We start from the raw sequence: 15,503 nt of genomic DNA on the forward strand, positions 1-15,503 counted from the left end.
CGAGCGGCGTGGCGGTAAAATCTGACGCTTGGTTGGCCTGGCGGATGCTTTATTCGCCTCATCCCTGTGCTTGTCACAGCGACGTCCGCAGCGCCGCGGTTGCGGCGCGGAAGAGTCTTTTCAGCCCATGCAGCAATTCGGAGTGCTACAGCGTCCTTTGCGCGTGATAAGCCGCGCGGCGCTGTAGGGCGCCATTCAGGGTGTCGCGAGGCCGCTACCGCGTCGAGCGGCATCCACGCTCCATGGCCCGCCGCCCGCGAAGAAGAAGTAGAGGAAGATGAAGCAGTAGAGGATCGCCGTATCGCCCTCGTTGATCACTGGATAGAAGTTCTGCGGTGCGTGGGCCATGAAATAGGCGACCGCCATATTGCCGGACAGAATGAACGCGACCGGCCGGGTGAAGAGTCCGATCGCCAGCAACATGCCGCCGACCACCTCGATGAGGCCCTGAACTAATAAGAGCCCCGATAGCTGCATTGGCTCCGGAGCAGGCGGGAAATTGAAAAGCTTCTGGGTGCCGTGCTCCAGGAACAGTAGCGCCGTCGTGATCCTCACGACACTTAACCATTGTGGCGCCCACCCTGAGATCCTGTCGAAATTCATCACATCGCCTTCCTCATGACCAACCGGAGGTCCTGGTCCGGTTGGGTGACTCCGCTCGCAGCGCCCACCCCGGGAAGACTATGATGCAGAGCGAGGCGCGAATCCAAGCAAACGCAAGTCACAGTCGCGTGACATCCGCGCAGCGCCAGGACCCGCGCTCTGGACATTCCTCGACACCTACCCCAGGGCCAGGCTCAGCAACGGGTCGAGGTGTTATTTCGTGCCCGGTGGCGCGAAGGGACAGCGTGTCCGCGCAGGCCCGTTCCGGACGTCTTGCTAGGGGACGCCTCAGCTTGGGCGGGCGATGGTGCGGCCTTCCCGAGTGCGATTTACGCGGCCACGCACTGTGCCACCGTCACTCCGGCAGCCCGGCCAACCGCAGCCCATCGGCGAGCCGCGCCAGATCCTCCGGGCGATGGATCGGCATCCAGTCCCGAATGTTGGAGACGCTGAGGGATGGGTCGAGCGCGCGCAGCCGCTGCATTGCCTGCCGTGCCTCCTCGGGGCGCCCGGCAAGCCCGTGGCTTGCCGCCACCACGACGGCCGCGGGGAGCAAGCTCGGCAGGTTCCCCAGCGCCTTCTCCGCCCAGGCCGAGGCGATATCGAAGCGCCCGGCAAAGAAATGTGCCAGCGCCATCCCAACCTGGATCCGGAACATTTCCGGATCCAAGGGACTGAGCCGCACGGCGTGTGCCAGGTGCTCGATTGCGGCGTCGGTTTCACCGCGAAGAGCCCGTAATGTGCCGCCGAGGAACCAGGCCGGGGCGAGGTTCGGATTGAGAAACCTTGCCCTGTCGAGGAAAGCAATGCCGCCGTCGAGGTCACCGGTGAGATGGGCGAGCGCATGCCCGCCTCTCGTCAGCGCCACCGCATCGTCGCGGCCGAGCTCCATCGCAAGCCGCGCCAGCCGCGCACCCTCGGCGATCTCTTGGCTGCGGTCGGTCATCCAGCCATTCACCTTGCGCCAGAAATGGCACCAGGCCGCCATGCCATAGGCGGACGCAAATTCCGGATCGAGCTCGGTCGCCCTGTAGAACAAGGGCAGCGCCGCCTCGATCGCCTCGCGGGTGCCGCTGTGCAGCTTTGCCATGCCGCGCAGGTAATAGTCGTAGGCGTCGAGGCTCTCCGTCGGCTTACGCTTGGCGCGCTCGATCTCCGCCCGCTCGAGCTGCGGCGCGATCGCGCCGACGACGCTTTCGGCGATCTGGTCCTGCAGCTCGAAAATGTCGTCGAGCATGCCTTCGAAGCGCTCCGCCCAGAGATTCGTGCCGGTCGTGGCGTCGATGAGCTGGCCGGTGATGCGCACCTTGTTGCCGGACTTGCGCACGCTCCCCTCCAGCACGTAGCGCACGCCAAGCTCCCGGCCGATTTCCTTCACATCCACCGCCCGGCCCTTGTAGGTAAAGCTCGAATTGCGCGCGATGACGAACAGCCAGCGCATGCGCGACAGGGCAGCAATGACGTCCTCCACCACGCCGTCGGCAAAATATTCCTGCTCGGGATCGCCGCTGAGGTTGAGGAACGGCAGGACGGTGATGGAGGGCTTGTCCGGCAGGACGAGTGCCGGCGGCGGTTCCCTCTGTTCGCTGGAGCCGTGCTCGATGACGCCTCGCCCGTCGGGCTGCCGGACGTCCCCGATCTCGTCGACGCTGATCTCGCCGACGAAGCGAAAGCCCTTGCGGGCGACGGTGCGGACCAGGCGCTGCTCCTCGCCGCTGTCGCCGATTGCCTTGCGAACCGCGTTGATGTGGCTGGTGATGGTCGATTCCGACACGATCCGGCCGCCCCACACAGCGGCGAGCAGGTCGTCCTTGCTGACGACTCGGTCGCGGTTCCTGACGAGATGCAGCAACAAATCGAAGACCTGCGGCCCGACGGCGACGACTTCCGCGCGCAACGTAAGCTCCCGGCGCTCCGGATCGAGCGCGTAGTCTCCAAACACGAACGGCACGTCGGTATCCCTCGGCGAATGCTTCCGTCTCTTGATAGCACGGCAGCGCGTGCTTAGGGCGATTCCGGGAGAAGTGTGTAGCGGTTTTCCGTCCGCAGCTCCGAAGATAAGAGCATCCGGTGCCCATCGAGCGACAGCAGGTAATTGGGTTTCGCGGATGCTCTTTTCGCCCTCATTAAGTCAGTTGAGTCGTGACGCACGGCCGTCCCCCATCCTCCCTCATTCCTGTGCTTGTCACAGGAATCCAGTGCGCCCAAGTCCTTGGGCGCGGGAGAACCGTGCGCGACTGAAGCGGAACCACAACTGTGGCAACATCTGTCTTGCTGCGAGACCGAGTCGTTCACGGCGCGGACGCGCCGTGCCTGGATTCCTGTGACAAGCACAGGAATGAGGGACGGAGGAGAACCTTGCCGTGGCACAACTGACGAGGCGCCGTACGCTGCTGTCGTGTGCTCTGCCATCCGGCAAAGCCGTCTTGGACGAATAACCAAGCTTCCCTCAAGCTCAATTCAAGCCCGCGGCAAGGACTTCCCTTAAGCGCCGAGGCACTCTCCACCCACATCGACGGCAATGGTTGCGGTCGGGAGAAAAGGAGAGAAGCCATGAAGATCGTCGTCATCGGGGGCACCGGCCTCATCGGATCGAAGCTTGTGAAGACCCTCAAGGAGCGCGGCCATGAGGCAATCGCCGCCTCCCCCAATACCGGCGTCAACACCATCACCCGCGAGGGCCTTGCCGAAGCGCTCGACGGCGCCGACATGGTCGTCGATGTGGCGAACGCCCCGGTATGGGAAGACAAGGCCGTGCTCGAGTTCTTCGAAACGTCGGGCCGCAACCTGCTGGTCGTGTAATGAGCCGGCGGCCACCGAGACCTAGTCGCAAGTTCCATCGTCGGCAGCGAGCGGCTTCCGGAGAACGGCTACTTCCGGGCGAAGGTCGCACAGGAGAACCTCATCAAGGCATCCCGCATTTCCTACACCATCCTGCGCGCCACGCAGTTCTTCGAGTTTGTCGGCGGCATTGCCCAGTCGGCCACCGTCGGCGAGGAGATCCGCGTATCGCCGGCGCTGTTCCAGCCGATCGCGTCCGACGACGTGGTGGCGGCGCTCGCCGAAGTCACGCTCGCAGCCCCGGTCAACGGCACCGTCGAAGTCGCCGGTCCAGAGGCGATCCCGCTCGACGAAGTGGTCAGGCGCTTCCTGAAGGCAACTGGGGACACGCGCAAGGTCGTGCCGGACGTCCACGCCCGCTACTTCGGCGCCGTCCTCGACGACCAATCGCTGACACCCGGCCAGAACCCCCGCCTCGGATCGATCCGCTTCGACGACTGGCTCGCCCAGCCAAAGGCTCAGTGAGCGGTCATTCGTGCATGTCGCCCAAACGTGCGCAGCGGTTGTGGGAAAAACAGGGGCTGACCACGTCCGCCACCGAGTGAGCAGGCCCCTCGAAGCAAAGCCCTGGCGGAAGGCTCCCGCCGCCAGGGCTGGTTCAGTGCCGGCGGCAGGGTCCGCTCCGTGCTCGCCTCAAAGCGCGCCTCCGCGAAGCGGCGTCAAACGCGCCGGCATTCGGCCGTCAACGCGCCTTAAAGCGCCGAAAGGCGTGTCGATTACGATGCCCTCCGCAGTTCTCCGCCATACCCCGTATGCCTGTCATCCTCGGGCTTGACCCGAGGATGACAAAGAGTGAAGCCCGAGGATGACAGGGCAAGACGCGCATCTCTCTTGGTCCTACGGCGAGCACAGAAATGAAGATCGGGTGGGCTTACCGCATCGATAACAGAAGCGTGGCGGAGATGATCGCAACACGTCCTCCCGCAACCAAAGCGTGGTATAGTCATGCTTTGCGGGGGGCCGATCCATGTTCACGCAAATGACCTTCAAGGCGCTCGAACATCGCGGCTGGAGCGAGCGCGCCCGGATCTATGATCACTATTCGGGCCGGTTCTGCCGCTTCGGCATAGCAGCGCTGATCGATGCGGCCAGGATCAGCCGCGGCCAGTCGACGCTCGATGTCTGTTGCGGCACCGGAGAGGCAAGCCTGGCGGCCGCCGCGCGCGGCGCGATCGTCACCGGCATCGACTTTTGCGAGGAAATGATCGCGGAGGCGAAAGCGAAGGGCAGCAACGTCAATTTCCAGGTCGGCGATGCCGAGGCGCTCATCTTCGAGGACGCTGCCTTCCATCGCGTCATCAACAATTTCGGAACACTGCATCTCGCCGACCCGGACAAGGCGATCGCCGAGGCCGCGCGGGTGCTGAGGCCCGGCGGCCGCTACGCCTACACCGTCTGGCGCGGCCCAGACGTCTCGCCGCTGTTCCGCATCCTTCCGGAGGTCGTCAGCGCCCACGGCACGCTCGATGTCGACCTGCCGCCTGCGCCGCCCTTGTTCCGTTTCGCCGAGCGGGAGGAAGCGATGCGGGTGCTCTCGGCAGCGGGCTTCACCGACATCACCTTCGCCGGAATACCCGCCACCCTCGACTTCCCGCTCGCCGAGCTTTCCGACTTCTTCCACCACGCCTTTGTCCGCTCGACGATGGTGCTGGAAAGGCAGGAGCCGGCGGCACGGGCCCGGATAGAACAGGCGCTTGGAGAAAGCTTCCAGCCCTTCACCGAGAACGGCGTCGTCCACCTGCCGCTCCCTGCCCTCGTCGTCAGCGCCACGCGCGCCTGAACGACCCTGAACGAGCCCGCAAGCTGCCGCGCGAGAGGCCAGGACCCCCGCGCGTAACTGTTACGTACTTGGCTGCCCGCGATCGTTGCCTCACCATCCACCCGCCTGAATTGCGATCGCCTGACAAGGGAGAAAGCCATGAGCAAGCTCAACGGTAACAACAGCGGTGCCTCGGCACCGGGAAACGACCCCGATGCGCTCGGCGTCAGCCGCCGCGACCTTCTTCTCAGCGGAACGATATTCGCGGCCGCATCCGTTGTTGCCGCCGGGGCGACTACGGGCACCGCAAAGGCGCAGCAGCAGCCTGCGCCCTCTGGCGCCAAGCCGCCGAACATCCTGGTCATCTTCGGCGATGACATAGGCATCCCGCAGATCAGCGCCTACACCATGGGGCTGATGGGCTACCGCACGCCCAACATCGACCGCATCGCTGCCGAGGGCGCGATCTTCACCGATTCCTACGGCCAGCAGAGTTGCACGGCAGGGCGTGCTTCGTTCATCCTGGGGCAGGAACCGTTCCGGACAGGCCTGCTGACGATCGGCATGCCCGGCGATCCGCACGGCATCCAGGACTGGATGCCGACGATCGCCGACGTGGTGAAGACCAAGGGCTATGCGACTGGCCAGTTCGGGAAGAACCACCTGGGCGACCGCGACCAGCACCTGCCGACCAATCATGGCTTCGACGAATTCTTCGGCAACCTCTACCACCTCAACGCAGAAGAGGAGCCGGAAGGCTATTTCTATCCGAAGGATCCCGACTTCAAGAGGAAATACGGCCCCCGTGGCGTTATCCATTCCTATGCGGACGGCAAGGTCGAGGATACTGGGGCGCTCAATACCAAGCGCATGGAGACGGTCGACGAGGAGTTCCTGGCGGCCGCCAAGGACTTCATCGACCGTCAGGCCAAGGCGGACAAGCCGTTCTTTGTCTGGTTCAATTCGACGCGCATGCACGTCTTCACGCACCTGAAGCCGGACTCTTTAGGCAAGACCGGCAAGGGCATTCACGCCGACGGCATGGTCGAGCATGACGGCCATGTCGGACAACTGCTGCAGCAACTCGACGATTTGGGGATCGCCGATAATACGATCGTGCTCTACACCACGGACAACGGCGCCGAGATCGCGCTGTGGCCGGACGGCGCGATGACTGCGTTCCACGGCGAGAAGGGCACCACCTGGGAAGGCGGCATGCGCATTCCGATGATGGTCCGCTGGCCTGGCGTCGTCAAACCCGGAACCCAGATCAACGATCCCGTGACGCTGATGGACTGGATGCCGACATTGGCGACAGCAGTGGGCATCCCCGATCTCAAGGAGCAGATGAAACAGGGCTTCCAGTCCGGGACCAAGAATTTCAAGGTCCATCTGGATGGCTACGACCTCACCCCACTCCTCAAAGGCGAAGCCAAGACACCGCCGCGCGACACGGTCTATTATTTCGACCAGGGCGGCAATCTCAACGCCATCCGCTGGAACGACTGGAAACTGAGTTTCGCCACCGCCAGCCACGGCAATATCGCCACGGCGACACGCGAGGTGCCAAGCTGGGCCCTGATCTCGAACCTGCGAATGGATCCCTATGAGAGGGGCATGGAAGAGGGTGGCGGAGCCACCGACTTCCTCGCCCGGAACATCTGGCTGCTGGTTCCCATCCAGGGAAAGATCAAGGAGTTCTTCGCTGACTTCGACCAATACCCGTGGCAAGCGGGAAGCTCTCTCAACGCCAGCGGCATCAACTACGCGACCTTGCAGCAGCAGGCGGCGCTGAAGCGCCTCAACGAGCTGGAAAGCCTGATGCCGCGGTGAACCGGATCTCCATCCCGCCGACGGCATCTGCCGGCGGCGGGAAGCATTGACGTTGCGTGAACCGCCATACCGGCTTTTCACCGGCCACTGTCTACCCTCGTCGTCAGGGCCGCATTTGCCCTCGGCCGAGTCGGCACCCCGTTTCCGCCCGACGACCGATCGGCTATATTTTCGCGCATGATGGAGTCGCGGCGTGCCTTCGGCCAGTTTGTCCTCGATCCCGCCCGCGGCCGCCTGCTGCGGCATGGCGAATCCGTCGCTCTTGGCCAGCGGGGCCTCGCGCTTCTCGAAGCGCTGCTCGACGCCTCCGGCGGTATCGTCTCCAAGGCGGAGCTGATGGAGCGTGGCTGGCCCGGCACCATCGTGGAAGAAAGCAATCTCACCGTGCAGATCGCCGCACTTCGCAAGGCGCTCGGCCCAGCGCCGGGCGGGCAGGAATGGATCGCGACCGTACCACGCGTCGGCTATCGCCTTGTCCAGCCGCCGACGAGATCCGCCGGCGCGGAGGCCCTCCTGCCGGCCCGCCCTGCCCTCGCGGTCCTGCCATTTACAAACCTCGGCGGCGATCCCGGCCAGGACTATTTCGCCGACGGCGTCGTGGACGACATCATCACGGCGCTCAGCCGTTTCCGAAGCTTTGCGGTGATTTCCCGCAACTCCTTCTATGCCTACAAGGGCAGCGTCACCGATGTGCGCCAAGTGGCGAAAGACCTCGGCGTCGGCTACGTGCTCGAAGGCAGCATAAGGCGCTCGAGCAACCGGCTGAGGATCGCGGCGCAGTTCGTCGATGGCGGCAGCGGCGCGCATCTCTGGGCTGAGACGTTCGACGGCGAGCTCGACGATGTCTTCGAGTTCCAGGACCGGATCACCGAAAGCGTCGCGACGCTGATCGAGCCGCATATCCAGACGGCCGAGATCGAGCGTTCGCGGCGCGAGCGCCCGGGCAGCGTCGCCGCCTACGACATCTACCTGCAGGCGCTGGCAAAGATCTCCACCGAAACGGAGAAGGACAATGCCGAGGCCTATGCGCTGCTCAGGAAAGGCCTCGAACAGGATCCCGACAATGCGCTTCTGCTTGCCCATGCCGCCTGGGCGCTCGAACACCGGCACACCATGGGCTGGCCGCCGCTCGGCCCCGACGATGTAGCCGAATGCTCGGCACTCGCGCGCCGCGGCCTCGAACAGGCGGCCGGCGACGCCATGGTGATGGCGCATTGCGGCGTCGCCCTGCTCCAGACCGCGAGGGACTACGACTGGGGCGTGGCAGTGCTGCAATCGGCGGCCGAGGCCAACCCCAACAACCTGATGGTCGTGGTTCGGGCGGGCATCGGCCATCTTCACTGCGGCAGCCTCGATCAGGCGCTTGCCCATTTCCAGCGGGCGAACCGGTTGACCCCGGGTGATCGCGGCGCGCATTTCTCGCTTTGCGGCATCGCCTATGTCGAGATGATGCGCCGCAACTATCCCGAAGCGCTTGCCTGGGCCGCCCGTGCGCACGCCGGTAACCCGAATTTCGACCCGACCCTCTGGGCGCTGATCGCGGCCAACGCCCATCTCGGCCGCATGGAAGCGGCACATCGCTATCTCGACGAGCTGAGGAAGATCGCCCCCGGCATCACCATCGCCCGAATCCGCGCCGGCCAACCCGCCAAGGACGCCAGAATTACCCCAGTCTTCGAAGGCCTGAGCATAGCCGGCCTCGAGGAAGGCTGACGCGGCAGGTTCGTTGCGTTTCGCAACTTTTCGCAACTTTTTGGCGGCGGCCACAGGACCGGAAGCACTCGGCTGGCCGAAAATCTCCTCACAACCCCGACCGGCGCATGAGGAGAGCGAAAATGATCTCGACCTTGACGATCCTTTCCCTCGACCAGGGCAACATCTATTCGCCGCCGCCCGACCGGGACGATGAGACCACGGAGATTGAAGGTCCGCTGAATACGCCGGCGGCGGAACCGCTGCGTGTCTCCTTGAGAAACAGGATCACAACGCAATTTCAAATTCTTGCGGCGGCTTTCTCACACCTTGGAAGACGTAGCGCGTAGCAGGCGCAGCGCCGCTCGAGACTTTCATCATGGTCCACCGAGCGGCGGCTTTCGAGTGTTTTCCCGCCGTTCATCCCAGTGCCCATCCGGGCGGCAGCGTTGCAGCGCACGCATAGTGTGCCTACAGCACCTCCACCACCTAAGACGCATCGGTGGAGAACTTATGTATCGTTGTCGACTTCAGCGTCTCGCCCGGTTTCAGCACCGTCGTAGGAAAGGACGACTTGTTCGGCGAATCCGGGAAGTGCTGCGTCTCGAGGCAGAAGCCGTCGGTCTGGCGGTATTGCTGACCGGTCGGGCCAACAAGCGTCGAATCGAGGAAGTTGCCGCTGTAGAACTGGACGCCAGGCTCAGTGGTCGAGAGCTCCATGATCCGGCCAGAGCGCGGCTCGTAGACACGCGCGGCCAGCGAAAGCCCAGCACTCGATCGGTTCAGCACGTAGTTGTGATCGTATCCGCGGCCATAGACCATCTGCGGGTCTTTCGAGCGGATACGTGCGCCGATTGGCATTCCTTGGCGGAAGTCGAACGGCGTGCCGGTCACGGAGGCGAGCTCTCCGGTCGGGATCAAGGTCGCATCGACCGGCGTGTAGCGATCGGCGTTGATCGTAAGGATGTGATCGCCAATCCCACCCGCGCCGTCGCCGGCGAGATTGAAGTAGGAGTGACTCGTGAGATTGACTGCGGTCGGTTTGTCCGTCGTCGCCTCGTAGTCGATGCGCAGTTCATTGTCGTTGGTGAGGGTATAGACGACCTGGACCGTGAGCGTGCCGGGATAGCCTTCCTCGCCATCCTTGCTCGTGTAGCTGAGCCGCGCTGCGGCCCCGCTCACGTTGGTCAGCGGCTCGACCGCCCAAACGGCCTTGTCGAAGCCTTTGTTGCCGCCATGCAGGCTATTCGGCCCGTTATTGGCGGCGAGCTGGTACTGGGTGCCATCGAGCGTGAACTTCGCGCCGCCGATGCGATTGCCGTAGCGCCCGATCAAGGCGCCGAAATAGGGGTTCTTGGATTCATAGTCGGCGAGTTCCTTGAAGCCGAGCACGATGTTGTCGAGCTTGCTCCAGCGGTCGGGCACGTTGATTGCCGTGATGATGCCGCCATAGGCGATGAACTTGACGGACGCACCCTTGTCGTTGGTAAGCGTGTAGAGATCGACGGCTTTGCCGTCCTGCGTTTTTCCGAATGGCGTCTTGTCCACAGAGCCGGCTCCGGCGCTTGTTCCCGTCAGCAGCACCGACACTCCGAGCACGGCCGCGCTGAGCACTGATCTATGCCACGTACGCGACATGTTGGGATCGACATATGTCATGGTTTCCTCCCTCGATCCGCGCAAAAAACCAATTCTAAACTCATCGGGCTATCAAGGTAAGCGCGTCTTGGTAGAGGCTGTACAACAGACCGGTGCTTGAAAAGCGCGTGCAGCAAGCGCCCTTTCGCTCAACCGCCCTGCTGCTATCATCCGCGCATGACGAAAGAAACTGATGCCACGCCGCTTACCGGCGGCGAGAGAACCGCTGTCAGCCGACGAGGTGAAGTCGTCATCCGGGAGACCGGCCCCTGGGCCTGTTCCGTCCATTCTCTGCTGCGCCATCTGGAGGATGCCGGCTTCGCGGGCGCGCCCCGCGTCGTCGGAGACGGTTTTGACGAAAAAGGCCGTGAAGTCCTCACCTATGTCGAAGGCGATGTCATCAGCCCGGCCCCGTGGTCGGACGAGGCCATCCACGCGTTGGGCGAACTCGTGCGTCGGCTGCACGACGCGACCGCATCCTTCCGGCCCCCGGCTGATGCCCTCTGGCGCCCCTGGTTTGGCCGGATGGTCGGCACGCCGGACATCATCGGGCACTGCGATGCGGCGCCCTGGAACGTGGTTTCGCGGGACCGGAAACCGGTCGCGCTGATCGACTGGGAGGCGGCGGGGCCTGTCGACCGGCTGACCGAGATCGCCATGGCGGCCTGGAACAACGCGCAGCTCTACGATGACGACGTCGCCGAGATGAACGCCCTGCCCGACGCCGGGCATCGCATGCAGCAAGTGCGCCTCTTTGCCGACGGCTACGGGCTACCGGCCGACGCGCGGCATCGGCTCGGCTACAGGATCATCGAACTTGCGGCCGAGAGCGCTGCCAACGAGGTCGTCGAGCAGCAGATCACGCTGGGGACCGAAATCGCTCCGCGCGTCTGGGGCATCGCCTGGCAGACCCGCAGCGTCGCCTGGCTGATCCGCAACCGTGATGCCCTGGAGAAGGCGTTGCAGTGACGCCGTCAAGGTAGTCACACGATCGGGTTGAAGGCTCGACGTCGCCCGCATTACATCCGGTCGTCACGACTTCCAGGCACAAAACACTCAAACAGTGCCACTCTTCCGGGAGAAGCCACCCGCGACGGCTCGAGCGCCGGCGCCTGTGCGACGACTGCATGTTTCCTTAAATCGCAGGCGATTTAAGGAAACATGCAGTCATTCAAGCGGGCACATCAGTTCGTCTTGTGGGCGGCCCGATTAAGTGGAAGCGTCACGACAAAGCACGCGCCGCCGGTCGATGGGGCTTCGTAGCGGACCGCGCCGCCGTGGCGGTCGGCGATCTGGCGCACCAGCGCCAGCCCCAGGCCCCAGCCGCCCGCGGCCTCGCCGCGCCCTGAGGGCCGGTAGAACGGCTCGAAAACGCGCGTTCTCTCGCTGTCCGGTATGCCCGGGCCGTGGTCGCGGACGCTGAGTTCCACCTCGCTGCCCAACTGCGCGACGGTGGCTGTGACTGGCGGGCCCCCGTGGCGCAGCGCGTTCTGCATGAGATTACGCACGAGCCTGCCGAGCAGGCGCGCATCGCCCGTGACGGTCGCGGCCGTACCGGAGACCTCGACGCCATTGCGCGCCCCTTCTTCCGAGACGAGGGCCAGTAGGTCGACGGGCTCGGGCCCATCGAGCCGCTCGACGTGGTCGAGCCTGCTTGCCAGCAGGATCTCCTCGACAAGCGTGTCCAGCTCGGCGAGATTGCGGACGATCTCCTCCTTGCGGTTTTCGCCCGGCGCCTGCTCATAGAGGTCGATCGCGATCCGCAGGCGTGCAAGCGGCGAGCGCAATTCGTGACTGGCATTGGCGAGCAGGGAGCGGTGTGATTTGATTAATCGCTCGACATGATCGGCGGCCTTGTTGAAGCTCTTCGCCACTGCCGCCACTTCGTCGCTGCCGTCCGCCGGCACGCGCGCCACGAATTCGCCCCTTCCCCAGGCATCCACGCCCACCCGTAACCGCTCCAGCCGTCGCGTCAGGTGGCGCACGACTGGATAGGCGGCGAGCCCGATGACTCCAGCGATCAACGCCAGATAGGCGAGCGGATTACGGCCGGCCGGCCGGATGGGCCGCTCCATGCGGGCGGCCACTGCGCGGCCGTCGGGCAACTCGGCCACCGTGCTGTGAAAATTACCGCTACCGCGGCGCCAAGGCCCCTCGGAAAGCTCGCGCGGCAGCGGCTGGCCGGCGCTCGCGATCAGCCCGCCGCGCGGATCGTAGACCGCTATGTCGGCGTCGAAGGCCCGTGAAAAACGCTCCAGCGTCGCCTCGAGCGATCGCTGGTCCATGTCGGGCGGAATGAGCGCGGCGACGAACCGCGCGCGTTGGCTTTGCCAACTCAACTCCTCCTCTCCCTGCCCCAGCCACACGAAGGCCGCGCTGGCGACGGCGACCGCCGCAAGACTCGCCAGCAGCGTCAGGTAGATTTTCAGGAAGAGCCGGCTGCGCATTTCTCTAGTCTCTGGTTTGAATGCATGTCGTTGTCCCAAAACCGCTGCACACTTTTGGGCGACATGCTTTGTTTGAATCCATGTCGTTGTCCCAAAACCGCTGCACACTTTTGGGCGACATGCATCTTGGTTTCACGCATGTCGTTGTCCCAAAACCGCTGCACACTTTTGGGCGACATGCTTCTTGGTTTCACGCATGTCGTTGTCCCAAAACCGCTGCACACGTTTGGGCGACATGCTTTATCTCTCGTCGTCCTGGAAGCGGGCGAAGACATAGCCGGCACCGCGCACGGTGATGATACGCTTCGGATGCTTGGGATCACTCTCGATCGCCGCCCTGATGCGGGAGATATGGACGTCGATGGAGCGGTCGAAGGCCTCCAACTCCTCGCCCTTGACCGTATCCATCAACTGCTCGCGCGTAAGCGTGCGGCCGGCATTTTCCGCAAGTACCACAAGCAGGTCGAACTGGTAGCTGGTCAGCGCACATGCGCGCCCGTCGATCCTGACGGAGCGGGATCCCGGATCAATCTCCAGCCGACCGAAGCGCAAGATCCGCGAAACCGCCGTGCTGCCGTTGCGGCGGCGAAGGATCGCCTTCAGCCGCGCCAGCAATTCGCGCGGATTGAAGGGCTTGGGCAGATAATCGTCGGCCCCGAGTTCCAGCCCGACGATGCGGTCTGTCTCTTCGCCCTTGGCCGTGAGCATCAGGATCGGCACGTCTGACACCGCACGCATGCGTCGGCAGGTCTCGAAGCCGTCAAGGTCCGGCAGCATGACATCGAGGATCACGGCGTCCGGCGCACGGCGCCCGAGGTCGGCGAGACCCGCCGTGGCCGTCGCGGCGGTGTGGACCGTGTAGCCATTCCCGGAGAGATAGTCGGCAAGCATGGCGGACAGGCGCGTGTCGTCGTCAACGATCAAGACCCTTTCCGCCATTTCTTGCGCTCCTTTCAGCCGCCTAACCGACTCAGTCTTACCACCGCCCGTGGCCTCTGCGCTCCTTCAAATGCTTGACGAGCTTGGCGCGCTGCTCCGGCGTCAGCACTTCGGCAGCGTCGAGGAGCGCAGTCGTCATTTTGCGCGAGGCCTCGTCTATGGTCGCGATGCGCTCGCTGCGCAGCTTCTCGGCCGCGGCGCGATCCAGGGTCGGCGCGCCGAGGAGTTCGATAACTTCCTCACGCGTCTCGCGGAAGTCCCGGAAAGTCGGCCTGATCTCGCCGCGCGCCTTGTCGATAATGTCCCAAAGCTTGTCTTCCTGCTCGGGCGTCGTATCGAGTTCATCAAACATGGAGTCGATCCGGTGTTCCATAAAGCCGCCACCTCCCATATGCGCGTGCATCATGTGACCGCCCATGCCGAACCGGCCCATGCCGAAGCCGAAATCGTCGCTGCGCGCGGCGGCAAAACCGACCGCGCCGACAACAGCGACGGTTGCGAGGCCACCGATCGCGGCGCGCCGCCCCCATCCTTTCGAAGCGGGTTCGCCAGCGGTCGGGCTCACCAAGTTCTTGTCCTCGTTTTCCATAGTCAGTCTCCTTTCACTCCGCAGCACCTGCTGCAATGGAGCAAAGCTAACCGGGCAACGTTTCGAGCGTTCTCGGCGGATGTAAAGAAATGTAAAGCCCGAGCATTAGGTCAAATGCTTGAGCGTGTGTCCGAAGGCGGCGGCGTTGCGTGGAAATCGCCTACTCTTACCTCCGGCGTCCTCGCCCGCCGATCAACCCGCCCCTTGCCTGCCGCAAACCTCGCGCACGCATCCGCGCAGCCAGCGGTGGGCCGGGTCGGCGTCTAGCCGCGGGTGCCAGAGCATCGAAACCGTGATTTCCCGTGTGAACACCGGCAGCGGAAAGCTGTGCATCCCGGCCCTGAGCGCCCCGGTGTGGCGCTCGGGAACGCTGGCAATCATGTCGGAAGCGCGGGCGAGCGCCAGCGCTGCGGCAAAGCCGCCGACAATCGTGACGATTTCGCGTTGGAGCCCGAGCGCCTCCAGCGCTTCGTCGAGCGGCCCCTTGTCGAGACCTCGCCGCGAAACGAGGACATGGCGGCCGGCCGCGTAACGGGCGGCGGTCACCTCGCCCTCACAAAGCGGATGTCCCATGCGCACGACGCCGACGAACTTGTCCCGGAAGAGCGCCTGTGTGCGTACCTCCGGACTGGTCGCCTCCCCCACGACGCCGGTTTCGAGATCGACGGTCGCCTCGCGCAGCGGTCCGCTGCCCCGGTCCGGCTTCGGCACGAAGCAGAGCCGCACGCCGGGCGCCTCCCCGCCGACGCGGGAAATGAGATCCGGCCCGAAATTCTCCACGAAGCCATCGCTGGTCCTCAGAACGAAGGTTCGCGTCAGCCGTTTGAGATCGAGCTTTTCCTGGGGTCTCAGTACCGCTTCCGCCTCCTCGACCAGTCGCCCGACGCGCTCGCTGAGCTCGAGCGCGCGCGGTGTCGGCACCAGGCCGCGCCCGGCCCGGACAAGCAGCGGATCGCCCGTCGCCTCGCGCAGCCGCGCGAGCGCCCGGCTCATCGCCGACGGGCTGAGCCGCAGCCGCTTGGCCGCGCGGGCAACGCTGCCTTCCGAAAGCAGCACGTCGAGAGTGGAAAGGAGGTTGAGGTCGGGCTTCGTCATGGCCCGACTATAGCGGACAGTGACATGGCGTCAAACGCACGAATGAGGTGCAAATGATGCGCGTTCC

The 15,503-nt window shown here is 64.3% G+C and carries 12 protein-coding genes and 1 pseudogene; 6 read left to right on the plus strand and 7 right to left on the minus strand.

Annotation, left to right across the window (positions count from 1 at the left end; genetic code table 11):
* Positions 1-195: 195 nt before the first annotated feature.
* Positions 196-603: a DoxX family protein gene (locus QN222_RS03385; protein ID WP_283962922.1), complete on the minus strand. Its 408-nt coding sequence runs from the start codon at positions 601-603 to the stop codon at positions 196-198.
* A gap of 355 nt (positions 604-958) precedes the next feature.
* A complete protein-coding gene (locus QN222_RS03390) occupies positions 959-2,554 on the minus strand; it encodes a winged helix-turn-helix domain-containing protein (protein ID WP_284005224.1) in 1,596 nt (531 codons plus the stop codon).
* A 602-nt stretch (positions 2,555-3,156) separates the two neighbouring features.
* Here QN222_RS03390 and QN222_RS03395 point away from each other — a divergent pair.
* The 5 genes and pseudogenes from QN222_RS03395 to QN222_RS03415 all read left to right on the plus strand — a co-directional run bounded on the left by QN222_RS03395 (position 3,157) and on the right by QN222_RS03415 (position 9,078).
* Positions 3,157-3,909: pseudogene (locus tag QN222_RS03395) on the plus strand (SDR family oxidoreductase).
* A gap of 502 nt (positions 3,910-4,411) precedes the next feature.
* Positions 4,412-5,224: a methyltransferase domain-containing protein gene (locus QN222_RS03400; RefSeq protein ID WP_283965853.1), complete on the plus strand. Its 813-nt coding sequence runs from the start codon at positions 4,412-4,414 to the stop codon at positions 5,222-5,224.
* Positions 5,225-5,362: 138 nt separating this feature from the next.
* The gene (locus QN222_RS03405; protein ID WP_283965854.1) at positions 5,363-7,036 is read left to right on the plus strand and encodes an arylsulfatase; all 1,674 of its coding nucleotides are present in this window, start codon (positions 5,363-5,365) and stop codon (positions 7,034-7,036) included.
* Positions 7,037-7,213: 177 nt separating this feature from the next.
* Entirely contained in the window at positions 7,214-8,749 is a 1,536-nt protein-coding gene (locus QN222_RS03410; protein ID WP_284005225.1) for a winged helix-turn-helix domain-containing protein, read from the plus strand.
* A 122-nt stretch (positions 8,750-8,871) separates the two neighbouring features.
* Positions 8,872-9,078: a hypothetical protein gene (locus QN222_RS03415; RefSeq protein WP_283965704.1), complete on the plus strand. Its 207-nt coding sequence runs from the start codon at positions 8,872-8,874 to the stop codon at positions 9,076-9,078.
* A 139-nt stretch (positions 9,079-9,217) separates the two neighbouring features.
* Here the strand turns inward: QN222_RS03415 and QN222_RS03420 are convergent, their stop codons facing one another.
* A complete protein-coding gene (locus QN222_RS03420; RefSeq protein WP_283965705.1) occupies positions 9,218-10,387 on the minus strand; it encodes an aldose epimerase family protein in 1,170 nt (389 codons plus the stop codon).
* A 156-nt stretch (positions 10,388-10,543) separates the two neighbouring features.
* On the opposite strand from QN222_RS03420, the gene QN222_RS03425 reads away from it, so the two are divergent.
* Positions 10,544-11,335, plus strand: a complete 792-nt coding sequence (locus tag QN222_RS03425; RefSeq protein ID WP_283965706.1) for a phosphotransferase — start codon at positions 10,544-10,546, stop codon at positions 11,333-11,335.
* Positions 11,336-11,550: 215 nt separating this feature from the next.
* Here QN222_RS03425 and QN222_RS03430 read toward each other — a convergent pair whose 3' ends face one another.
* The 4 genes from QN222_RS03430 to QN222_RS03445 form a co-directional block, all read right to left on the minus strand.
* On the minus strand, positions 11,551-12,813 hold the full coding sequence (locus QN222_RS03430; RefSeq protein WP_283965707.1) for an ATP-binding protein: 1,263 nt from the start codon (positions 12,811-12,813) through the stop codon (positions 11,551-11,553).
* A gap of 240 nt (positions 12,814-13,053) precedes the next feature.
* A complete protein-coding gene (locus QN222_RS03435) occupies positions 13,054-13,752 on the minus strand; it encodes a response regulator transcription factor (protein WP_283965708.1) in 699 nt (232 codons plus the stop codon).
* A 37-nt stretch (positions 13,753-13,789) separates the two neighbouring features.
* A complete protein-coding gene (locus tag QN222_RS03440; protein WP_283965709.1) occupies positions 13,790-14,341 on the minus strand; it encodes a Spy/CpxP family protein refolding chaperone in 552 nt (183 codons plus the stop codon).
* Positions 14,342-14,533: 192 nt separating this feature from the next.
* Positions 14,534-15,436: a LysR family transcriptional regulator gene (locus tag QN222_RS03445; RefSeq protein ID WP_283965710.1), complete on the minus strand. Its 903-nt coding sequence runs from the start codon at positions 15,434-15,436 to the stop codon at positions 14,534-14,536.
* Positions 15,437-15,503 lie beyond the last annotated feature (67 nt).

Source organism: Sinorhizobium sp. 6-70 (assembly GCF_030124375.1).
Classification (GTDB): Bacteria; Pseudomonadota; Alphaproteobacteria; order Rhizobiales; family Rhizobiaceae; genus Sinorhizobium.